A 22,069-nucleotide genomic window follows, 5' to 3' on the forward strand; every position below is an offset into this window, starting at 1 on the left:
CGCCGACGCGCGCCGTGCCGCGATTCATGCCGCGCGCACGAACGGAATCCGCGAACGGTAGGCTCGCGAACATAGTCGTCCCGTGCGGCCCGTATCATGGCCGCCATACGATGTGGCCGTGCCCGGCGACGCCGGACGCGCCACCCACCCATGCAACCCGGGTCAGCGCCGACCGGATGCACGCGCGCACCGCGGTCCCATGCCGCCGCACCGCGACACTCACGGCGCCGACCGAGCGAATGTCAAACCTCAAGAAGAATTTCCTGCTGCTGCTGACGCTGCAGATTTCGATGTACGCCGTGCCGCTGCTGATCGCACCGCTGCTGACGCACGCCCTCGGGCCCGAAGGCTACGGGCAGCTCGCGTTCTCGCTCGCCGTCATCGCGTATCTCACCAACTGCACGAGCTACAGCTTCGACCTGACCGCCACGCCGCGCATCGCGCTCGCTCGCGACAACCGCGCCGAACGCTCGCGCATCTTCTGGGCGACGCTATACGCGCAGATCGGCATCGCGGTGATCTGCTTCGTCGTGCTCGTCGCGCTGACCTTTGCGGTCGAGCGCTTCGGCGAAGACCGCGACCTGCTGCTGATCGGGTTCGGGATGGTCGCCGGCGTGGCGTTCACGCCGGGCTGGTATTTCCAGGGAATGGAAAAGCTGCGCGCGCTCAGCATGATCCTGTTCGTCGGGCGCATCCTGAGCCTGCCGGCCATGTTCGCGCTCGTGCACAGCCCGGCGGACATCGATCGCGCGATGATCGTCAACGCAGCGGTGCCGACGCTGTCCGCGATCGCGCTGGCGGCCTATCTGTACCTCAACCGTGAAATCGACTTCGTGCGCGTCGGCGCGGCCGACATCGCCGAATCGCTGAAAGGCGGCTGGCAGGTGTTTCTGGCGTCGACGTCGATCGCGTTCTACGCGTCGACCAACACCGTGCTGCTCGGCTTCGTCTCGGGCAACGTCGCGGCCGGCTACTTCGCCGCCGGCGACAAGCTGATCCGCGCGGCGCTCAGCATGCTGCAACCGCTGAAGGCGGCCACCTATCCGCGCATCAGCTACCTGATGCGGCATGCGCGCAACGACGCGTTCTCGTTCCTGCGCAAGCTGTTCGTCGTGCAGGTCGCGATGGTGCTCGGCATCTCGCTCGCGATTTTCTTCGGCGCGCCGCTCGCCGTGCGGATCCTGTATGGCCCTTCGTACGAACCGACGGTCCAGGTGCTGCGCTGGATGGCCTTCATTCCGTTCATGGCCGGCATGACCGACCTGTTCGGTGTGCAAACGATGCTGCCGCTCGGGATGAAGTCGGCATTCACGCGAATCCTGATGTCGTCGGGCATTCTGAACATCGTGCTGGTGCCCGTGCTCGCCAGGTATTTCGCCGAGCGGGGCGCCGCCGTCGCCGTGCTGATGGCCGAGGCGGCGGTCGCCGCGGCACTCGCCACCGTCGTCTATCGCGCCGGGATTCCGATGCCCGGCAGTCCGGTCGCTCGACGCGGCTAGCCCACTGTCGGTGCCGCGCCGGTTTCCGCACGGGGCGACCGGCATCCGACGCTGTTCGTGTTCGATGCGCGCGCAACGAACCATATCGCACGGGCATACACGCCCCGACCTTCCGCCCCTCCGAGCGCCCCATGCGCAGGCAATTCTTACTCTGCCGCGCAGGCCCGATCGGGAACGATGACCGCCTCTCCGCCCCGCCGCGCGTCCCTACGAAATAAAGATCACACGTATCGGTAGAAACACCGATTCTGTAGTCAAACTACATTCGTACGATTAGTCGCTGCAGAGAATCGCTACATCCGATTCGGCAGCATCGGACGGTCCGCGTCGCCGTCCGCGTTGCTCGATCGAGCCCAACCGGCCGTAACGATTCCCCGCCTGGCTGGCATGCCGACGCGCAACCACCCTGCATCGCCAGCCGAATGCGTCCGGTGCGAATCCGCCGGACGTACGCAACTCCAGACATCATTCCAACAACCGGCAATACGATCAGGAGAGCAACATGCGGGACACACTCTGGCCGGCCGTCGTGCTGGCAGCGACCCTCTGCACCACCGCCTACGCCGGCGACGCCGATTTCAATGCGCAGGCTGACGCGACCGACACGTTCGCGTCAGCCGCCGCGCAACGGCGCGCCGACCTGCTCGTGCGCAAGATGACGCTCGACGAAAAACTACAATTCATTCATTCGCAATACGAAATGTCCAAGGTGCCGGGCGGCGGCGCCGGCTACATCCAGGGCGTGCCGCGGCTCGGCATTCCCGATCTCAACATGGTCGATTCGGCGACCGGCTCCGGCAGCACGTCGCAGGCCAGCACGACGTTCCCGGCCACGATCGCGGTCGCCGCGAGCTGGGATCGGCGGCTGTCGTACGACTTCGGCAAGCAGGTCGCGATCCAGTTGCGCGCGCAAGGATTCGGCATGGGCCTCGCCGGCGGCACCAACCTCGCGCGCGAGCCGCGCGGCGGCCGCCTGTTCGAGTATCTCGGCGAGGATCCGCTGCTCGCCGGCGACCTGCTCGCCGAACGCACGCTCGCCACGCAGCGGCAGAAAGTCATCGCCACGATCAAGCACTACGCGGGCAACGAGCAGGAACACGGCCGGATGGGCGGCAATACGCAGATCGACGAGCGCACGCTGCGCGAGCTGTACCTGCTGCCGTTCGAGATCGCCGCGAAGCGCGGCCGGCCCGGCAGCGTGATGTGCAGCTACAACCGCCTGAACGGCACCTATGCGTGCGAGAACCCTCACCTGCTGAACGACGTGCTGAAGAACGAGTGGGGCTTCCAGGGCCAGGTGCAGTCCGACTGGGGCGCCACGCACAGCACCGCCGCCGCGATCAACGCCGGCCTCGACGAGGAAGAAGACGTCGGGCCGAGCGTGTACCTGACGCCGGCGGCCGTCAAGCAGGCGATCGCGAACGGCTCGGTGTCGACCGCGCGCCTCGACGACATGGTGCGCCGCAAGCTCGCGGTGATGATCCGTGTCGGCGTGATGGACGATCCGGCCCAGGGCGGCGGCACGATCGATTTCGCGGCCGGCAACCGGTTCGCGCAGGCGGCCGCCGAGCAGTCGATCGTTCTGCTGAAGAACGACGGCAACCAGTTGCCGCTGGTCGCGTCGGCGCTGTCGCGTATCGCCGTGATCGGCGGCCATGCGGATGCGGCCGTGCTGTCCGGCGGCGGCTCGGGCAACACGCGCGACCCGGTATCGGGTTCGTTCGCCGGCTGCGGCGGCCTGACGTTCGGGTCGTCGACCGGGTGCAGCTGGTGGCGCAATCCGTGGCTCAAGGTCGACGTGCCGATCGTCGCGGCGATCCGCGCGCTGGCGCCGGCCGCCCAGGTCACGTATGCAGGCAACAGCGACCAGCAGTCGCCGTTCCGCGCATACACGCAGCAGGAAATCGATCAGGCCGCGGCGCTCGCGGGCCGCTCGGATGTCGCGATCGTCGTGGTCGCGCAGCCGGCCGGCGAGGATTTCGGCGATCTGCAGAGCCTGAGCCTCGCGAACCCGTCGAACCAGGATGCGCTCGTCGAAGCCGTCGCGCGCGCGAATCCGCATACGATCGTCGTCGTCCAGAGCGGCAACCCGGTGCTGATGCCGTGGAAGGACAACGTGTCGGCCATCGTCGAGGCGTGGTATCCGGGCGAAGCCGGCGGCAAGGCGATCGCGAACGTGCTGTTCGGTGCGGTCAATCCGTCGGGCAAGCTGCCCGTGACGTTCCCGGCGCGCGATCAGGACTCGCCGACGTGGGGGCAAAACGGCACGTTCGACCCCGACCCGGTGTACGCGGAAAAGCTGAACATGGGTTACCGCTGGTATGACGCGCGCAACATCAAGCCGATGTTCGAGTTCGGCTACGGCCTGTCGTATACGCACTTCGCGTATTCGGGCCTGTCGGTGTCGAAGCAATGGGACGGCTCGCTGAGCGTCGCGTTCACGGTGCGCAACGACGGGCGCGTGGCTGGCGCGGAAGTACCGCAGGTCTATCTCGGCGTGCCGTACAAGGACGAGCCGCCGAAGCGGCTGGTCGGCTGGGAAAAGATCCGGCTGAATCCGGGCGAGGCGCGGCGTGTGCGCGTGACCGTGTCGCCACGGATGCAGAGCGTGTGGGATACGTCGCGCAACGGCTGGAAGGTCGTGCCGGGCGGGACCGTGTATGTCGGCGCGTCGTCGCGCGATATCCGCTTGCAGGGCCACTGAGCAAGCGGCGATGAAGCGACCCGGGGGCGCCGTGCATCGCATGCGCGGCGCCCCTTCTGAACCACCACTGCGCTGAAGCGCCTTATCTGAACAGCAGCGCCAGCATCGTCGCAAGCGCCGCAATCGCGGCGATGCCCGCCACCACACCCGCCAGATGCGCGGCCACCACCACGCCGGCCGGCAATCGCGACACGATGCCGGCCATCACGCGCTGCCCGCTTCCAGCGTGTCGAGCAGCGGCCTCGCCAGATGCAGGACCTGGTACACCGTGCCCGCGCCGCCGTCGTCCGGTTCGTGTTCCGTCACGAGCGCACGCGTCAGCCGCCAGCGCAGCGGATCGAGGCTGACGGCCGCCGCGACCACGCCCTGCCGTGCCGCCGCTTCGCGATTGCGTTCGATCTCCCGCGCCAGTGCCGCATCGAGGTCGGCATCCGCCGGAATCTCGATCGTTTCCAGACGCGCGAAACGTCCCGTCGACGCACTGCCCTTGCGCGCGTCCAGCGCCACCTGCGTGTCGATCGGCGCGCGGCCGAAGCTGTCCGTCACGACCCGATAGCGGCCGTCCGTCACGAACCGCGCGAACGCCTGTTCGTTGCGCCACAGGTAAAACGACGCGTAGCCGTTTTCCGTCGCGCCGTGGCGGCCTGCCTCGCGCAGCAGGAATCCCTTGAACAGCAGGTCCGGCGTGTCGTCCCACAGGCGACCGCGCTCGCGCACACGCTGGCGGATGATGTCGAGGTCGTAGTCCCCCGGCAGGCGGTGCACGTAGTACGCGGTCAGCATGATCGACTCCTGGCGAAAGAAACGGACGGCATTCCGGACGGCATGAGCGCAGCGTAGAAGACCTTGAATCATTTGAAAAGACGATGGCAGAATATTTCAATGATTCGATTCTGAAATGACCGAGGGTGCGATGAAAACGCTCGACATCGAAGCCGTGCAGGCATTCGTGCTGACCGCCGATCTCAAGAGCTTCACGCGGGCGGCGGAGGCGCTGGACACCACGCAGTCCGCGGTGAGCCTGAAGATCAAGCGGCTGGAAGACGGGCTCGGCCGCCGCCTGCTGGAACGCACGCCGCGGCAGGTTCGTCTGTCGGCCGACGGCACCGCGTTCCTGGAGCCGGCGCGCGAACTGGTGGCTGCTCACCATGGCGCAATCAGCGCATTCGGCACGAGCCGGCGACGGCTGGTGATCGGCGTCAGCCACCATGTCGTCGGCGCCGATCTGCCGATGCTGTTGCGGCGGATGAGCGAAGCGGAGCCGGCGCTGGTGCTGGAGATCCGCGTCGCCGCGTCGCGCGACGTGCTCGATGCGTTCGATCGCGGCCTGCTCGATGCGGCCGTCGCGCTGCAGCACGACAGCCGGCGGCTCGACGGCGAAACCATTCTGTCGGAGTCGTTCGGCTGGATGGCGGCGGCCGATTTCGAATACCATCCGCCGCAACCGCTGCGGCTCGCCACGCAGGCCGAACCGTGCAGCGTGCGCCGCATGGCGGTCGACGCGCTGGACGAAGCCGGTGTCGCGTGGACGGAAGTCTTCGTCGGCGGCGGCGTGGCGACGATCGGCGCGGCGGTGTCCGCGGGGCTGGCCATCGCGGCGCTCGGGCATCGCGTGGCGCCCGCCGGCACCGTCGACGTGGGGATGCGCTACGGGCTGCCGCCGTTGCCGACGCGCGACGTGGTGCTCTACTCGAATCTGACCGATGCGCACGCCCGGCAGGCGCTGCGCACGCTGGGCGCGGCGCTGCGGTCGTCGGTCGGCGTGCGTTGATGCCGTGCGCAGCGGCATCGAAATGCTTCGACGCGCGCCACGGTAAAATTCCGTCTTTGCCCCGCGCTCATGCAGACGATATCCATTCGTCCACGGGCCCCCGTCAAACGCATCCACCAGCTATCATCGCCTTGATTTCCCTACACTTTCCGCGTCGCGACGCATGAGTTACTCGCTCGCCGCCTCCACCATCCGCGAACTCGAAATCCGCAAGAGCCGTTTCATCGCGTACGCGGTTCCGGTCGAGGACCGCGATGCCGCGATGCAGGTCCTGCAACGCCTGCGCGACGAGCATCCGGCGGCCACCCACGTGTGCTGGGCGTTGCTGGCGGGCGGCCAGTCCGGTATGTCGGACGACGGCGAGCCGTCGGGCACCGCGGGCCGGCCGATCCTCGAAGTGCTGCGCCATCACGACCTCGACGGCGTGCTCGGCGCGGTCGTGCGTTACTACGGCGGCGTGAAGCTCGGCGCGGGCGGGCTGGTGCGTGCGTATACGGATGCGATCGCATCGGCGCTGCTCGATGCCGAGCGCGTCGAGCGCATTCGGCGCACGCGGCTCGCGGTCGAGATCGGCTACCCGGAAGAGGCGCGCGTGCGCCGCTGGATCGAACAAGCCGGCTATGAACTGGTGGACAGCGCGTACGGGATGACGGTGAAGCTCGTGATCAAGCTGCCCGAAACCGCCGAAGCCGCGGCAAGAGCCGAATTGTTCGATCTGACGCAGGGGCGCTCGGGGTTTCCTGATCTTTGAGCCGTTGCGGCGACAGCCCGCGCGGCGTGCGCGTACGCATGCACTGCATGCATTCGAACCGCCCACCCTCCGCCAGACCTCAAAAAAACGCGCCGCATACCGCGGCGCGCTTCGTCGCATTGCGATCGACCGGGCGAATCGCTCAATAAACGTCCGGCACGATCATGTTGTCCGGCACCGGCCGGCGAATGTAATCCTCGTGATGCTCGCGCTGCGGCAGATCGATCGTCGGGCGCGGCACCTCGTGATACGGCACCTGGCCCAGCAGATGGTGAATGCAGTTCAGCCGTGCGCGCTTCTTGTCGACGGCCTGCACGACCCACCACGGCGCCTCGGGAATATGCGTGCGCTGCAGCATCTCTTCCTTCGCGGCCGTATAAGCCTCCCAGCGGCGGCGGCTTTCGAGGTCCATCGGGCTCAGCTTCCACTGCTTCAGCGGATCCGCGATCCGGCTCTGGAAGCGCAGCTCCTGCTCGTGGTCGGTGATCGAGAACCAGTACTTGACGATCTGGATCCCGCTGCGCACGAGCATCTTCTCGAACTCGGGCACCGACCGGAAAAATTCCTCGTACTCGTCGTCGGTACAGAAATTCATCACGCGCTCGACACCCGCACGGTTGTACCAGCTGCGGTCGAACAGCACGATCTCGCCGCCGGCCGGCAGATGCGCGACATAGCGCTGGAAGTACCATTGCGTGCGCTCGCGGTTGTTCGGCGCCGGCAGCGCGGCAACCCGGCACACGCGCGGGTTCAGGCGCTGCGTGATGCGCTTGATCGCGCCGCCCTTGCCGGCCGCGTCGCGCCCCTCGAAAATGACGACGAGCCGGTGTCCGGTATTCACGACCCAGTCCTGCAGCTTCACGAGCTCGCCCTGCAGCCGGAACAGCTCGCGGAAATATTCCTTGCGCGCCTCGCGACGCTCGGGCGAGAACAGCAGGTCCTCGCCATCGTCGAAGCGGCGGTCGTCGAGCTCCATCTCGAGCTCTTCGTCGTAGGCGTCGACGAGATCCTCCTCGAAACGGCGCTGGCGCGCTTCCATCGGGTCCGTATCGGTGCGGTTGTCGGTCTCGGTGCGGGTATCGTTGTCGCCCATGGGGCCTCCTTCCATCATTGACGCAGCCAAACTCTTTCATTATCCCAGCGTCGCGCGTCAAATTCATGAAAACGGGCGGCCAAGCCCGTCGGAAGCGAAATGAGCGGACCGGCGTCGGGCACGGCTGCTTCGAGGATCCGCCCGAAGCCATTGCCGCGCGGATCGCGGGCTTCATCCGAACGACCGGCTGAAAAAATTCGGCAGCCGGGTCGAGACACCGGCTGCCGAACGGCACGCGCGGCCGCTGTCGCCGCGCACGCATTGCTTCACGTCAACGTCAACGAATGACCCGCGTCACGCCCCGCCCGCGCGGATCGGCCATCGCCTCCGGCGTCTTGCCGTCGATCTTGATGACCTGGATGTCGCCGCTGAAATCCTGCCCCTTCAGCGTATAGCCGCGCGCCTCGATCGGCTTCGCGAGTTCGCCTTCGATCGGGTGGTACGGCTCCCAGAAGATCGTGTTCGGCGGCAGCAGCTGGTGATGGAAACGCATCGCGCCGACCGCTTCCTTCAGCGGCATCTTGAAGTCGTAGATGTTGTTGATCACCTGGAAGATCGACGTGAAGATGCGCGAGCCGCCCGGCGTGCCGATCACCAGCGACACCTTGCCGTCCTTCGTCATGATCGTCGGCGACATCGACGACAGCGGACGCTTCTTCGGTTCGATCGCGTTCGCGTCGCTGCCGACCACGCCGAACATGTTCGCGACGCCCGGCTTCGCGGAGAAGTCGTCCATCTCGTCGTTCAGCACGATGCCCGTGCCGTCGGCGATCACACCCGAGCCGAAATAGCCGTTGATCGTGTACGTGTTCGATACCGCGTTGCCCCACTTGTCGACCACCGAGAAATGCGTCGTTTCGGCCTTCTCCGGCATCGTCGTGCCGAGGCCCGGCTGCACGCTCTTCGTGTCCGACGGCTCCTTCGGGTTGACCTCGGCCGCGCGCTTCGCGATGTACGCGTCGTCGGTCAGCTGCGCGATCGGCACCTTGTAGAAGTCGGGATCGCCGAGATACTGCGCGCGATCGGCGAACACGCGCTTTTCGATTTCCGCGACGAGGTGGATGTACTGCGGCGAGTTGAGCTTCACGCCCTCGAAGTCCTGCTTGAGGTCGGCCTTCATCTTCAGCAACTGCACGAGGCCGATGCCGCCGGAGCTCGGCGGCGGCGCGGTGATCACGTCATAGCCGTTCCACTTCGCCTGCACCGGCTGGCGCCACACCGCGCGATACTGCGCGAGATCTTCGGTCGTGATCAGCCCGTTGCCGTCGCCGGTCTTCATCGACGCGGCGATCAGTTCGGCCGTCTTGCCCTTGTAGAAGCCCTCCGCGCCGCCGTTCGCGATGCGCGTCAGCACGTCGGCGAGATCGGGCTGCTTGAAGTTCGCGCCGGCCTTCAGTCCGGAAAAATACTTGTCGAAGTTGGTCTTGCCGCCAAACTCCTTCGATGCGTCGACGCCGCGCTGCGCGAGCTGTTCGTCGACGACGAAGCCGTCGCGCGCGTAGTGGATCGCCGGCGCGAGCACCTGCTTCCACTTCAGCTTGCCGAAGCGCTTCTGCGCCTCCCACATGCCCGCGACCGTGCCCGGCACGCCGACCGCGCGCGGGCCGTACAGGCTCATGCCCTTGACGACGTTGCCGTCCTTGTCGAGGTACATGTCCTTCGTCGCGGCGAGCGGCGCGCGCTCGCGGTAATCGATGAAGTACGGCTTGCCGTCCTTGTAGATCGTCATGAAGCCGCCGCCGCCGATGTTGCCGGCTTCCGGGTACGTGACGGCCAGCGTGAACGCGATCGCGACGGCTGCGTCGATCGCGTTGCCGCCTTCCTTGAAGATCCGCTCCGCGGCATCCGCGCTGTACTTGTCGGCCACCGCCACCGCCGAGCTCGTCAGGACCGCGGGCTGCGGCCCCTTCGCGTAGGCGGGCGCGTTCGGCAGGAAGCCGATGCCGGCCACCGTCGCCAGCACGGCGGCGGATGATTTGAAGCGATTCAGCGTAGTCATTGCATGTCCCCCATGTGGATCTCCTTCAGGCACGACAAGCACCTGATCCGTGGATGGCCGCTGGCGCGCCGACGGCCATATGCCGGCTTCGTAGTATAGGGGCACAAAAAGGGTCGAACACGCGGCGCGCGACGAAAGCGTGCCGCGTGTGTGCGGCCGGTCACGTTGCGGCGCCGCGACACACAAGTGGAGCGTTCGACACCGCCTGCGGCGCGCGCCGTCGCGCAATGCACAAAACCGAAAGTTGCGAACCGCGCGGCATGCCGTGCATTGCGCGTAAAAAAATCTGCAAACGCGCCGCGCGCGGCTCGGGCCGATCTGCGAATATAGCGCCCCGCTTGCGCGCCGCATCATCGTTTCGTGCACGCGCCGCTTCACGTTTCCTCGTCTCGCTCGCTATGGCATCACACAATGCGCATCACGCGTCCGGCTTCGCGGCCGGCGTCGCCGCCGCCGTCCTCGTCGCGCAAACCGGCGCAACCGGCCCGTGGCATTCGGGCATGCTCGCCGCGTTCGCGGCGGGCGTCGCGGGCGGCACCGCGCCCGACTGGCTCGAAGTCGCCTGGTGGAGCCGCAAACGCCGCCTGTGGATCACGCATCGCACCCTCACGCACTGGGGTATCGGCTGGGTCGCGCTGCTCGCGCTCGGCTGGCACGGGCTCACCCATCATCCGCATCCGCTGTGGGCCGCGCCGCTGTTCGGCTTCGCCTGCGGCGGCGTGATGCACCTGCTCGCCGACTGGCCCAATCCGCTCGGCGTACCGTGGATCTGGCGGCGCCATTCGCTGAACCTGTGGAACAGCGGGCATTGCGACCTGATCGTCGTGGCCGCCGCGTGGGGCGGCACGCTGTGGCTCGCGCAGTCGCTGTGGTCGCGTGCGCCGTTGGTGGAACACTGGCTCGGCTGGCTGCATCGCGTCTAGGAGCGGTTCGCGCTCATCACGCACGTTCCGCTGTTCGGAAAAATTCAGGCTTGGGGCTCGGCCCAGTTGCAATTCGACACAATTCAGCGCGCGCTCGGCGTGCCGGCGGGCACGCAACTTTCCGTCCATTGAAAGCACGGCGCGAGCCCCCATCTGAATTGGAATCGCCGGCACGCATGTCCGGCACGCGCGCGCGGCGTCTGGCACACTGACAATTCGATTCGCGTGCGATCCGTCCGCACGCTCGCCCCCCGCTCGCACCCTATTTCAACGCTCCGATGGACGTCACAGCTACCCGCCCTGCCGCCCGCGCGCTCGACGTGTTCCACCCGGCCGTCGCCGCGTGGTTCCGGCGCACGTTCGCCGCGCCGACCGGCGCGCAGGCGCTCGCGTGGCCGCACATCAAGGCCGGCCGCTCGACGCTCGTCGCCGCGCCGACCGGCTCCGGCAAGACGCTCACCGCGTTCCTGTGCGCGCTCGACGATCTGGTGCGCGATGCGCTCGCGCATGACGGCACGCTGCCCGACGCGACGCTGGTCGTCTACGTATCGCCGCTGAAGGCGCTGTCGAACGACATCCACGTGAACCTCGACGCGCCGCTCGCCGGCATCGCGGAATCGCTCGCGCAACTCGGCCTGCCGGTGCCCGCGATCCGCACCGCGGTGCGCACCGGCGACACGACGCAGGCCGAACGCGCCGCGCTGCGCAAGCGCGCGCCGCACATCCTCGTCACCACACCCGAATCGCTGTACGTGCTGCTGTCGTCCACGTCGGGGCGGCAAATGCTGTCGAACGTGCGCTCGGTCATCGTCGACGAAATCCATGCGCTTGCGTCGTCCAAGCGCGGCAGCCATCTCGCGCTGTCGCTCGAACGCCTCGACGCGCTGGTCGGCCGCGCGCTGCCGCGCATCGGGCTGTCGGCCACGCAAAAGCCGATCGACGCGGTCGCGCGCTTCCTGGTCGGCGGGCCGGCCGACGCGCCGCGCGACTGCGCGATCGTCGACACGGGCCACACGCGCGAGCGCGATCTCGCGCTCGAACTGCCGAACGTGCCGCTCGAACCGGTGATGGCGACCGACGTGTGGGAACAGGTGTACGACCGCATCGCGGGGCTCGCGGCCGCGCACCGCACGACGCTGGTGTTCGTCAACACGCGCCGCACCGCCGAGCGCATGGCGCGCCATCTCGCCGACCGGCTCGGCAAGGACGCGATCGCCGCGCATCATGGCAGTCTCGCGAAGGAGCACCGCTTCGACGCCGAGCAGCGCCTGAAGCGCGGCGAACTGAAACTGCTCGTCGCGACCGCGTCGCTCGAACTGGGCATCGACATCGGCGACGTCGATCTCGTCTGCCAGGTCGGCTCGCCGCGCGGCATCGCGCCGTTCCTGCAACGCGTCGGCCGCTCGGGGCACCACGTCGGCGGCGTGCCGAAGGGGCGGCTCTTTCCGCTGTCGCGCGACGAGCTGGTCGAATGCGCGGCGCTGCTCGACTGCGTGCAGCGCGGCGAACTCGACGCGCTGCGGATTCCCGAAGCGCCGCTCGACGTGCTCGCGCAGCAGATCGTCGCCGAAGTCGCGTGCACGGAATGGCAGGAAGACGCGCTGTATGCGAGCTTCACGCGCGCCGCGCCGTACGCGCGGCTGACGCGCGAGCGCTTCGACGAAGTGATGAAGATGCTCGCCGAAGGGTTCACGAGCCGGCGCGGCGTGCGCGGCGCATACCTGCATCGCGACGTGGTGGGCGGCACCGTGCGCGGCCGCCGCAACGCGATGATGACCGCGACCACTTCCGGCGGCACGATCCCCGACATGGCCGACTACGCGGTGCTGCTCGAACCGCAGGGCATCCAGGTGGGCACGGTCAACGAGGATTTCGCGATCGAGAGCCTGGCCGGCGACGTGTTCCAGTTGGGCAACCAGTCGTACCGGATCATTCGTGTGGAGACGGGCCGCGTGCGTGTCGAGGATGCGCAGGGTCAATCGCCGAGCATTCCGTTCTGGCTCGGCGAGGGGCTCGGGCGCAGCGACGAGCTGTCGGCGGCGGTCGGCCGGCTGCGCGCGCGGCTCGACGGACTGTTCGCCGATGGCGACCGGCAGGCGCGGACCGACGCGGCGAAGCACGCGAACGTCACCGAGGCAGGCAAGACGACTACCCGCGGCAAACGCCGAAAAGCGGCCGCCGAGACTGACGCGCAGCCCGCCTCGCCCGACAACGCGCCCGGCGGCACCGCGCTCGCCCCCACCGAAAGCCGCCTCGCCCCCGCGTTGCGCTGGCTCGTCGACGATCTGCACCTGTCGCCCGACGCCGCGCGCCAGATCGCCGACTACCTCGCGCGCACCCGCGCCGCGCTCGGCGCGTTGCCGACGCAGGACACGCTCGTGATGGAGCGTTTCTTCGACGAATCGGGCGGCACGCAGCTCGTGATCCATTCGCCGTTCGGCAGCCGGATCAACCGCGCCTGGGGGCTCGCGCTGCGCAAGCGCTTCTGCCGCAACTTCAACTTCGAACTGCAGGCCGCCGCGACCGACGACGCGATCATCCTGTCGCTGTCGCTCGCGCACAGCTTCGCGCTCGACGAAGTGTGGCGCTACCTGCGTTCGGCCAGCGCCGAGCACGTGCTGACCCAGGCGCTGCTCGACGCGCCGATGTTCGGCGTGCGCTGGCGCTGGAACGCGACCACCGCGCTCGCGCTGCCGCGTTTCACCGGCGGCCGGCGCACCGCGCCGCAACTGCAGCGGATGAAGAGCGACGATCTGCTCGCGACGGTGTTCCCCGATCAGGTCGCGTGCCTCGAGAACATCGTCGGCGAACGCGAGATTCCGCATCATCCGCTCGTCGACCAGACGCTCGACGACTGCCTGCACGACGCGATGGACACCGACGGCTGGCTCGCGCTGCTGCGCCGGATCGAAAGCGGCGCGATCGAGCTCGTCGCGCGCGACTTGCCCGCGCCGTCGCCGCTCGCGGCCGAGATCCTGAACGCGAAGCCCTACGCATTCCTCGACGATGCGCCGCTCGAGGAACGCCGCACGCAGGCCGTGCAGTCGCGCCGCTGGAGCGATCCCGAATCGGCCGACGATCTCGGTGCGCTCGACGCCGACGCAATCGACGCGGTGCGTGACGAAGCGTGGCCGCTCGTGCGCGACGCCGACGAAATGCATGATGCGCTGCTCACGCTCGCGTGCGTCGCCGACAGCGAGGCGCACGCGCACGCAGGCTGGCCCGAGCGATTGGCGGAACTCGCGGAACGCCGCCGCGCGACGAAACTCGCCACGCCGTGCGGCGCCGCGCTGTGGGTGCCGGTCGAGCGGCTCGTCTGCCTGCGCGCGCTGCATGCGGACGCCCGTGCGACACCAGCGCTCAAGGTGCCGGCCGCATGCGTGCAGCCGTGGGAAGCCGATGCGGCGCTCGTCGACGTGATCCGCGCGCGGCTCACCGGCTTCGGGCCGTTGACGCTCGATGCGATCGCCGCGCCGCTCGGGCTGCCGCCCGCGTCGGTGGCGACGGCGCTCGCGGCGCTGGAGCGCGAAGGCTACGTGATGCGCGGCCGCTTCACGCCGGGCGCGACGATCGACGAATGGTGCGAACGCCATCTGCTCGCGCGCATTCATCGCTATACGGTGAAGCGGCTGCGTCGTGAGATCGAGCCGGTCGAACGCGCCGATTTCATGCGCTTCCTGTTCCACTGGCAGCACCTGACGCCCGACACGCGCGGCACCGGCCGCGACGCGCTGGCAGCCGTTGTCGAACAGCTCGAAGGCTACGAGGCCGCGGCAAGCGCGTGGGAAGACGCGCTGCTGCCCGCGCGGCTCACCGACTACACGGCGGGCGGCCTCGACGAGTTGTGCCGCTCGGGCAAGCTCGTGTGGACCCGCATCGGCGCGCCGGCGCGCGCGGCCGGCACGCCCGTGAAGACGACGCCAATCGTGCTGCTGCCACGCCGTCATCTTTCCGCGTGGCAGGCGCTGCGGGACCCCGATGCGCAACCGGCGCTGTCCGCGCGCGCCACGCAAGTGCGCGACGCACTCGCCGCGCACGGCGCGATGTTCTTCGATGCGCTGCTTGACGACCTGCACATGCTGCCCGTCGAACTCGAACAGGCGCTCGGCGAACTCGTGTCGGCCGGCCTCGTGAATGCGGACAGCTACGCGGGCCTGCGCGCGCTGCTGAAGCCGGCCGTCAAGCGCAGCGCGACGTATGCGCCACGCACGCGCCGCGGCGGCGCGCTGATCGGCGGGATGGACGACGCCGGCCGCTGGGCGCTCGTACAGCGTCAGGCACCGCCGGATGACGACACGCCTGCACCGAAACGCAACCTCGCCACGACCGATCCCGACGCGCTCGAACATATCGTGTGGACGCTGCTGCGCCGCTACGGCGTCGTGTTCTGGCGGCTGCTCGAACGCGAAGCCGACTGGCTGCCCAGCTGGCGCGAACTCGTGCGCGTGCTGCAGCGCCTCGAAGCACGCGGCGAGATTCGCGGCGGTCGCTTCGTCGCCGGGCTCGCGGGCGAGCAGTTCGCGCTGCCCGAGGCCATCCCGATCCTGCGCGAACTCCGACGGCAACCGGGCGACGGACAATACCTATGCGTGACGGGCGCCGATCCGCTGAATCTCGCCGGCACGCTGTTGCCCGGCGACAAGGTGCCGGCGCTGGCCGGCAATCGCGTGCTGTTCCGCGACGGCGTGCCCGTCGCCTCGCTGGTATCGGGCACGTTCCATTACGCGCCCGACCTGTCGCCTGCCGCGCGCGAGGACGCGCGCCTGCGGCTCGCGCGTTCCTGCTGACATCGGCTGACACGGTCGCGGCACGAGACTACTCATCGCCGGGCCGCGCGAGCGCCATCGTTCGGGTAGCATCGGTGATCGACCGCGCGGGCTTTCGCGCGTCGTCCACACAAAACAAGACTCCCGGAGACTGCCGCTCATGCCTTCGCATGCCGATTCGCCCGCTGCTCATCACGCGGGTTCGCTGACCATTTTCCAGGGCGCCGCGCTTTATATCGGCGCGGTGCTCGGCACCGGCGTGATCGCGCTGCCCGCGCTCGCCGCCGAAGTCGCGGGGCCGGCCTCGCTGCTCGCATGGGCGGCGCTCGTCGTGCTGTCCGGGCCGCTCGCGGCCACCTTCGCCGCACTCGGCGCCCGCTATCCCGATGCGGGCGGTGTGTCGACCTACGCGCGGCGTGCATTCGGCCCGAAGGCTGCCGCCATCGTCGGCTGGTGCTTCTATTTCGCGGTGCCTGCCGGCGCACCGGCGGCCGCGATGTTCGGCGGTGCATACGTCGCGGCCGTTACGGGCGGCGGACACACGACGGTCATCGTCACCGCCGCCGCGCTGATCGCGACCGTGTCGGCCGCAAATGCATTCGGCGTCACCGTGTCGGGCCGCATGCAACTGGTGTTGTCGGCGCTGCTCGTCACGCTGCTGCTCGCCGCGGTGCTTGCGTCCGCGCCGCATGCGCGCACCGCGAACCTGCATCCATTCGCCCCGCATGGCTGGCTCGCCGTCGGCCAGGCCGCCGCGCTGCTCGTGTGGAGCTTCGCCGGCTGGGAAGCGATCACCCATCTCGCCGCCGAATTCCGCCGGCCCGCGCACGACATGCCGCGTTCGGCCGGCATCGCGGTCGTGGTCGTCGGGTTCCTGTATCTGTCGGTCGCCGCCGCGAGCGTGACGGTGCTCGGGCCTTCCGCAGGCGCATCGGGCGCGCCGCTCGCCGAACTGATCGCGGGCGGCATCGGCGGCCATGCGCAAGTGCTGGCGGCGGCCGCCGCGCTGCTGCTCACGCTCGGCACGATGAACGCGTATTTCGCGGGCGCGGCCAAGCTCGGCGCGGCGCTCGGACGCGACGGCGCGTTGCCTGCGTGGCTCGCGCAAGGCAGCCAGGTGGGCGGCGTGCCGCGCCGCAGCCTCGGCGTGATCGCCGTGCTCGCGGCCGTCGCACTGGCCGCCACGGCGCTGTCGGACGTCGGGCCGAAGCCGCTCGTGCTTGTGACGTCCGGATGTTTCGTGATGGTGTATGGGCTCGGCGCGGCGGCCGCGCTGAAACTGTTGCCGCGTGGCGGCATCGCGTATCGCTGCGCGTGGATTTCGCTGATTGCGGTGGCCGGACTGTTCATGACGACCGGCTGGTATTTCCTGTTCCCGCTACTGCTCGCGGGCGGCGCACTGCTTTATCTGCAGGTCGCCGGCCCGCGCAAATGACCCGGCATGCGCCCGCGGGCCGACGCCGGCCCGCTCGCCCCGCCCGGCGCGCGAACCATCACGTCGAGCCGCCCGTGCGCCGTTCGTTCGCGCCGGTCAGGCCGGCACCAGCTCGAAGCTGAGCCGTTTGCCGAGCGCGGCGGCCGCGCTCGCGAGCGTCGCCAGCGTGAGGCTCGTGTCGGTTTCGTCGAGCAGACGGTTGAGTGCGGCGCGGCTGGTTTTCATCCGCGCGGCCATCGCGGTTTTCGTGATGTGCTGCGCCTTCATTTCCTGCCCGATCTGCCACGCGATCACGCGCTTGATCGCGGTGGCGGTGGCCGCTTCGAGATTGCCGTCCGCTTCGAGAAAGGCATCGAAATCGCTGCCGATATGCGGATTGTTCGTGGTCGTCATGTCGTACTCCAGTGCATGGCGTTGCCGGCTGCCCGACCGTCGGAGACGGTGTATTCCGGCGCAACCGGGGAATTCAGATGGCGCGCATCAGCGTTTTCAGGCGCGCGACGGTGACGTCGAGATCGTCCGACGGTGTGGCCTGCGACTGCTTGAAGAAGCCGTGCAACAGCACCATCGTGTCGCCGACGACCGTGAACAGCACGCGTGCGCTGCGCCCCGGCACCGCCACGCGGATCTCCCACAGATCCTTCGCCATCTTGCGGACCAGCGGCATGCCGAGCGGCCAGCCGAGTTGAACGGTCTTGATCTCTTCGCCGATCGCCCTTCGATCCACTTGCCCGAGCGCGTTGAGCCATTCGCGCACCGGCTCGTTGCCGCGGGCCGAGCGAAAGAACCGCACGCCGAGCGTGGCCTGAATCTGCTGTCTCGTCATCGTCTTGCCGCCAATCGTATCAAAAACGGTACGATATGCCAAGCACCCCTATGACGGCTACTGGCCGAATGGCGGATCCCTGCAGCAAGAAAGGAGATCGGGCCCGGCGCGTCGCCCGGCCCGATGAATCAACGCTTGCCGCGACCGGGCTTGCGCGCCGCACGCGGCGCCCGGTGCGGGTGCGCATCGCCGAACCGCGATCGCGCGATGTCGCGCACCGCGTCGATCAGCGTCCGCGCGACCGGCGACGGTTGCGCATCGGTACGCAGCACGAGCCCGACCGGCTCGTCGGTGCCCGCCGACGGCAGCGGCAGGCGCGCCAGCGCGCCGGCCGACAGATCGTATTCGGCCGCATAGAGCGGCACGAACCAGACCGCGTCATTCTCGAGCGCCAAGGCGCGCGCGACCGATACCGACAGCACCTCGATGAACGAATCCAGCGGCGGCGCGCCGCATGCGCCGAGCAGTTGCTCGGCCGACTGGCGGATCAGCGTGCCGAACGGCGGCAGCACGACCGGATAGCGCGCCAGCTCGGCGGCCGGCGCCGCGCTCGCGAGCAGCGGGTGCCCGGCGCGCACGACCGCGACGAGCGGCTCGTTGTACAACTGCTCGAACGCGAGCCCGATCATCCGCTCGGGCTCCGACAGCCGACCGATCGCGCACTCGATCGCGCCGGATTTCAGACGCTCGAGCAACTCGGCGTTCGCGGCCGTCGCGATCCGTACGACGATGCGCGGCCAGCGTGCGGTCAGTGCCTTCATCAAGGCCGGCGCGAGCGAGGCCGCGACGGTCGGCAGCATGCCGATTTCCAGCGTCGCGGCGGCGGCCCCGCCCTCGCGCGCCAGCAGCCCGACGCCCTGCCGCAGCGCCAGCACGCACGCGTTCGCGTGCGGCATGAACAGCTGCGCTTCGCGGGTCGGCTGCGCGCCGTGCCGGCCGCGCTCGAACAGCTTCACGCCGAGGATCGCCTCCAGTTCGGCGATCGTCTTCGACACGGCCGGTTGCGTGATCGACAGGCTTTCGGCCGCCTTCTGCACGCCGCCCAGCTGCGCGACCGCGAGAAAACACTGCAGGTGCCGGAATTTGACGCGACCGTCGGCGATACGGTTATTCATAACGAGTCGTTATGCGAATGATGATGAATCGCCATTTTGCATAACTTTCCGGAAAGGCCCAAGCATTCGGCGCGGCATCACGCATGGCGCCGCAGCGCGTGGAATCCCGTCGGCTCCCAGATCCGTTTCGCGATCAGCAGGGCCGTACCGTGCTTCTGCCCCAGCGGCGCGGACGACGACTCCGCATGCAGCGCCGCCGCCTTGCTGGCGAGCCGCCGCAGTTCCTGTTCGAGCTCCGCGGCGGCCGCATCGGTCAGCATCCCCTGCAGGAACGTCATCGTCTCGCCCGGGCCGTCGAAGCGGCTGCCGAGAAAGTCGTCGAGCACGTGCGCATGGAAGTAGCGGCGAATCGGCCCGCCCGGCAGCCAGTCGAAATCGCGCGCGACGCGCACGCGAATCCGGTCGCCGGGCAGCAGCGCGATCACGTTCATCCGGTCGAGCATCAGCAGATATTTCACGCACTCGGCCTGCGTGAGCCGATAGGCCGACACGATGTCCTGCACGGTCCAGTAGTTGATCGCGCAGACGGCGACCAGCAGCAGTTTCTCGTCCGACACCAGCAACGCCTCCTGCTGCTCGGTCAGCACGCGCAAGCGCGGCGCGGACGCCGACGCTTCCTGCACGAGCTCGGCGAGCGTATAGCCGAGCAGCTGGGCGATCTCCGCGACACGCTCCAGCGTGAAGCGGCCGCTCGCGAACAGCCGCTTCACGCTCGTCTCGGACACGTCCAGCGCACGCGCGACGTCCCGGTAAGTCATTCCCTGCGCCTTCAGCTGGCGCTTCAGCGTTTCGATGAGTTGGGCGGTCTCGGTCATGGCGGTATCGAAAAATGATGCTCGAGGTCGGATATTAGGCTACTTGCGCATCCACATCAGCACTTTTGGTTACTTGTCTGCATAATCCGCTCCGTCCTGTCACGCAACGACGGAGCCGAAATGACGACCCGAATCGACACTGCCCTCTGCGAACCGCACCACGCCGCCCCGCGCGATGCACGCGACACCGATCGCACGATGCCGCTCGCGACCGTGCGCACGCTGGCCGCCGGCGCACATGTCGGCGATCTGGTGTTCATCCGCGTACCGGCCGGTGCATCGGATGCCGCGGCTGGCGCGGTCGACACCTGGGCCAATCGCTTCGGCATCGTCGTCGATACGTCGGGCGACGAACCGCTGATCGCCGAGTCCACCGCGTTTGCGTGGACGAAGCTCACGCCGCTGTCGCGCTTCGTCGCCCGTACCGACGGCGGACGCATCGCACTGGCGCGCCGCGTCGCGGCAGCGTCGGCCGACGCGCAGCGTCACGTCCATGCGCTGGCCGAACAGCGAATCGATGCGCTGCTCGGCAGTCGCTTGAACCTGCGGGCGCGGCGCAGCTTCTGCGCGCAGTACGTGACCGACGTGCTCGGCGCCGGCCACGCGTCGACACCGGCGGCCCTGCTGCGCAGCGGCACGCTGGTGCTCGAATTCGACGGGATCGTCTTCGATCCCCGCCATCCATGACGACGGGCACGCTCGGGGAGACCGGATAACAACGAGAACGAAAGACAAAAAACAGCGACGGGCTGGCTGGAGGGCCGTGCACGGGGTCGTCACCGACGACGCGAAGCCCGATCGCTTTTTCCGCCGGACAGGTTGCCTGTCCGGCGGAATTTTCATTGTCAGGACGAACATAACGAACGGTTATGCGATTCGCGAAAAAAGGTCATTTTGCATAACTTTCCGGATTGGCTAAAGTCGTGCCATCCACTTCGCGAAAAACTGACAGGAGACGCCCGATGGATTCCCCCACGATCCTCACGCCGCGCGACTGGCCGTCGCATCCGGCCTATGTTCACCCCGAGTACCGTTCGTCCGTCAAGCGCGGCCCGACCCGCCCGCTGATCCCGCTGAAGGAGAAGCTGCGCGACCAGTACGCGCCCGTCTACGGCGCGGAAGATCTCGGCGCGCTCGACCATGACCTGACGAAGAACGCCGTGAAGAACGGCGAGCCGCTCGGCGAGCGGATGGTCGTCACCGGCCGCGTGCTCGACGAAGGCGGCAAGCCCGTGCGCAACACGCTCGTCGAGGTGTGGCAGGCCAACGCGGCCGGCCGCTACGTGCACAAGGTCGACCAGCACGACGCACCGCTCGACCCGAACTTCCTCGGTGCCGGCCGCTGCCTGACCGACGACGAAGGCCGCTACCGCTTCCTGACGATCAAGCCCGGCGCGTATCCGTGGGGCAACCATCCGAACGCGTGGCGTCCGAATCACATCCACTTCTCGCTGTTCGGCGATTACTTCGGCTCGCGTCTCGTCACGCAGATGTACTTCCCCGGCGATCCGCTGCTCGCGTACGACCCGATCTTCCAGGGCACGCCCGAGGCCGCGCGCGATCGCCTGATCTCGCGCTTCTCGATGGACATCACCGAAGAAGGCTATGCGCTCGGCTACGAATTCGACATCGTGCTGCGCGGCCGCGACGCCACCCCGATGGAGCGCTGAACCATGACGACGCTGAAGCAAACCCCTTCGCAGACGGTCGGCCCGTACTTCGCGTACGGCCTGTGCCCGCAGCAATACGACTACGACCTGAAAAGCCTGTTCACGCCGACGATTGCCGCCGCGCACGCCGAAGGCGAGCATGTGCTGCTGGTCGGGCAGGTGTTCGACGGCGACGGCAACGTCGTCGGCGACGCGGTGCTGGAATTCACGCAGGTGGACGGCGCGGGCCGCTATCCCGCGTCGCGCGACGACATCGCGAAATCCGGCTTCACGGGTTTCGCGCGCGTCGGCACGGGCACCGATCCGCAGCAGCGCTTCGTCGTCGAGACGGTGAAGCCGGGCCGCGTCGCCGCCGACGACGCGCCGCACATCAACGTGACCGTGATGATGCGCGGGATCCTCACCCATGCGTTCACGCGTGTGTACTTCGACGACGAGGCCGCCGCGAACGCGACCGACCCCGTGCTGAATGCGGTGCCCGCCGAGCGCCGCGCGACGCTCGTCGCGAAACGCGACGCGCAGCCGGGCCGGCCGGTCGTCTATCGCTTCGACATCCGCATGCAGGGGCCGGACGAAACCGTGTTCTTCGACGTTTGACGCGTGCGCCGGCGCACGTCGGCTTCGCCTGCAACCGCACCGCCGCGTGGCGCGATTCCGATGGGCATCGCGCCACGCGGCGTTTGGGGGGACTCCGTCGCCCGC

General features: G+C 68.3%; 18 protein-coding genes. 10 read left to right on the top strand and 8 right to left on the bottom strand.

Annotated features, from left to right (window positions below; genetic code table 11):
* The first annotated feature begins 239 nt into the window (after positions 1 to 239).
* Together KR541_RS27950 and KR541_RS27955 are read left to right on the top strand one after the other, a co-directional pair.
* Positions 240 to 1,499, top strand: coding sequence for an oligosaccharide flippase family protein (locus tag KR541_RS27950; RefSeq protein WP_050010854.1), 1,260 nt, complete (start codon positions 240 to 242; stop codon positions 1,497 to 1,499).
* Positions 1,500 to 2,001: 502 nt separating this feature from the next.
* Positions 2,002 to 4,203, top strand: coding sequence for a glycoside hydrolase family 3 C-terminal domain-containing protein (locus tag KR541_RS27955; RefSeq protein WP_050010853.1), 2,202 nt, complete (start codon positions 2,002 to 2,004; stop codon positions 4,201 to 4,203).
* A gap of 82 nt (positions 4,204 to 4,285) precedes the next feature.
* On the opposite strand, the gene KR541_RS36970 is transcribed toward KR541_RS27955, so the two are convergent.
* Both KR541_RS36970 and KR541_RS27960 read right to left on the bottom strand, forming a co-directional pair.
* Positions 4,286 to 4,408: a hypothetical protein gene (locus KR541_RS36970; RefSeq protein ID WP_256121801.1), complete on the bottom strand. Its 123-nt coding sequence runs from the start codon at positions 4,406 to 4,408 to the stop codon at positions 4,286 to 4,288.
* Positions 4,408 to 4,986 (bottom strand): DUF4865 family protein, encoded by a 579-nt coding sequence (locus tag KR541_RS27960; RefSeq protein WP_176015339.1) that lies wholly within the window; start codon positions 4,984 to 4,986, stop codon positions 4,408 to 4,410. Before KR541_RS27960 ends, KR541_RS36970 begins: the two co-directional genes overlap by 1 nt.
* 130 nt (positions 4,987 to 5,116) lie before the next feature.
* Here KR541_RS27960 and KR541_RS27965 point away from each other — a divergent pair, with 130 nt between their 5' ends.
* Positions 5,117 to 5,974: a LysR family transcriptional regulator gene (locus tag KR541_RS27965; RefSeq protein WP_216089931.1), complete on the top strand. Its 858-nt coding sequence runs from the start codon at positions 5,117 to 5,119 to the stop codon at positions 5,972 to 5,974.
* A gap of 163 nt (positions 5,975 to 6,137) precedes the next feature.
* The gene (locus KR541_RS27970) at positions 6,138 to 6,725 is read left to right on the top strand and encodes an IMPACT family protein (protein WP_124630314.1); all 588 of its coding nucleotides are present in this window, start codon (positions 6,138 to 6,140) and stop codon (positions 6,723 to 6,725) included.
* 142 nt (positions 6,726 to 6,867) lie between these two features.
* On the opposite strand, the gene ppk2 is transcribed toward KR541_RS27970, so the two are convergent.
* Complete coding sequence (gene ppk2 / locus KR541_RS27975; RefSeq protein ID WP_050010849.1) at positions 6,868 to 7,818, bottom strand: polyphosphate kinase 2; 951 nt, start codon at positions 7,816 to 7,818, stop codon at positions 6,868 to 6,870.
* A 277-nt stretch (positions 7,819 to 8,095) separates the two neighbouring features.
* Positions 8,096 to 9,817, bottom strand: a complete 1,722-nt coding sequence (gene ggt / locus KR541_RS27980) for a gamma-glutamyltransferase (protein ID WP_216089932.1) — start codon at positions 9,815 to 9,817, stop codon at positions 8,096 to 8,098.
* A gap of 398 nt (positions 9,818 to 10,215) precedes the next feature.
* Between ggt and KR541_RS27985 the strand changes: the two genes are divergently transcribed.
* The 3 genes from KR541_RS27985 to KR541_RS27995 all read left to right on the top strand — a co-directional run bounded on the left by KR541_RS27985 (position 10,216) and on the right by KR541_RS27995 (position 16,941).
* The gene (locus KR541_RS27985; protein ID WP_089489288.1) at positions 10,216 to 10,740 is read left to right on the top strand and encodes a metal-dependent hydrolase; all 525 of its coding nucleotides are present in this window, start codon (positions 10,216 to 10,218) and stop codon (positions 10,738 to 10,740) included.
* 278 nt (positions 10,741 to 11,018) lie between these two features.
* Positions 11,019 to 15,527, top strand: a complete 4,509-nt coding sequence (locus tag KR541_RS27990; RefSeq protein ID WP_216089933.1) for an Lhr family helicase — start codon at positions 11,019 to 11,021, stop codon at positions 15,525 to 15,527.
* Positions 15,528 to 15,666: 139 nt separating this feature from the next.
* Positions 15,667 to 16,941 carry an APC family permease gene (locus KR541_RS27995; protein ID WP_050010842.1) on the top strand — a complete coding sequence of 425 codons (1,275 nt, stop codon included), beginning with the start codon at positions 15,667 to 15,669 and terminating at the stop codon, positions 16,939 to 16,941.
* 96 nt (positions 16,942 to 17,037) lie between these two features.
* Here the strand turns inward: KR541_RS27995 and KR541_RS28000 are convergent, their stop codons facing one another.
* The 4 genes from KR541_RS28000 to KR541_RS28015 form a co-directional block, all read right to left on the bottom strand.
* Positions 17,038 to 17,334: an XRE family transcriptional regulator gene (locus KR541_RS28000; protein WP_012338300.1), complete on the bottom strand. Its 297-nt coding sequence runs from the start codon at positions 17,332 to 17,334 to the stop codon at positions 17,038 to 17,040.
* Positions 17,335 to 17,407: 73 nt separating this feature from the next.
* Complete coding sequence (locus KR541_RS28005; RefSeq protein ID WP_050010840.1) at positions 17,408 to 17,767, bottom strand: type II toxin-antitoxin system RelE/ParE family toxin; 360 nt, start codon at positions 17,765 to 17,767, stop codon at positions 17,408 to 17,410.
* A 128-nt stretch (positions 17,768 to 17,895) separates the two neighbouring features.
* A complete protein-coding gene (gene pcaQ, locus KR541_RS28010; RefSeq protein ID WP_050010839.1) occupies positions 17,896 to 18,882 on the bottom strand; it encodes a pca operon transcription factor PcaQ in 987 nt (328 codons plus the stop codon).
* Between the two features lie 77 nt (positions 18,883 to 18,959).
* A complete protein-coding gene (locus KR541_RS28015; RefSeq protein ID WP_050010837.1) occupies positions 18,960 to 19,697 on the bottom strand; it encodes a helix-turn-helix domain-containing protein in 738 nt (245 codons plus the stop codon).
* A 120-nt stretch (positions 19,698 to 19,817) separates the two neighbouring features.
* Between KR541_RS28015 and KR541_RS28020 the strand changes: the two genes are divergently transcribed.
* The 3 genes from KR541_RS28020 to pcaG all read left to right on the top strand — a co-directional run bounded on the left by KR541_RS28020 (position 19,818) and on the right by pcaG (position 21,964).
* Positions 19,818 to 20,384 carry a YiiX/YebB-like N1pC/P60 family cysteine hydrolase gene (locus KR541_RS28020; RefSeq protein WP_216089934.1) on the top strand — a complete coding sequence of 189 codons (567 nt, stop codon included), beginning with the start codon at positions 19,818 to 19,820 and terminating at the stop codon, positions 20,382 to 20,384.
* 275 nt (positions 20,385 to 20,659) lie between these two features.
* Entirely contained in the window at positions 20,660 to 21,367 is a 708-nt protein-coding gene (pcaH, locus tag KR541_RS28025; protein WP_006489685.1) for a protocatechuate 3,4-dioxygenase subunit beta, read from the top strand.
* Positions 21,368 to 21,370: 3 nt separating this feature from the next.
* The gene (pcaG, locus tag KR541_RS28030) at positions 21,371 to 21,964 is read left to right on the top strand and encodes a protocatechuate 3,4-dioxygenase subunit alpha (RefSeq protein WP_050010832.1); all 594 of its coding nucleotides are present in this window, start codon (positions 21,371 to 21,373) and stop codon (positions 21,962 to 21,964) included.
* Positions 21,965 to 22,069: the final 105 nt, after the last annotated feature.

The organism is Burkholderia sola (assembly GCF_905400185.1).
In the GTDB taxonomy this organism is placed as follows: domain Bacteria; phylum Pseudomonadota; class Gammaproteobacteria; order Burkholderiales; family Burkholderiaceae; genus Burkholderia; species Burkholderia sola.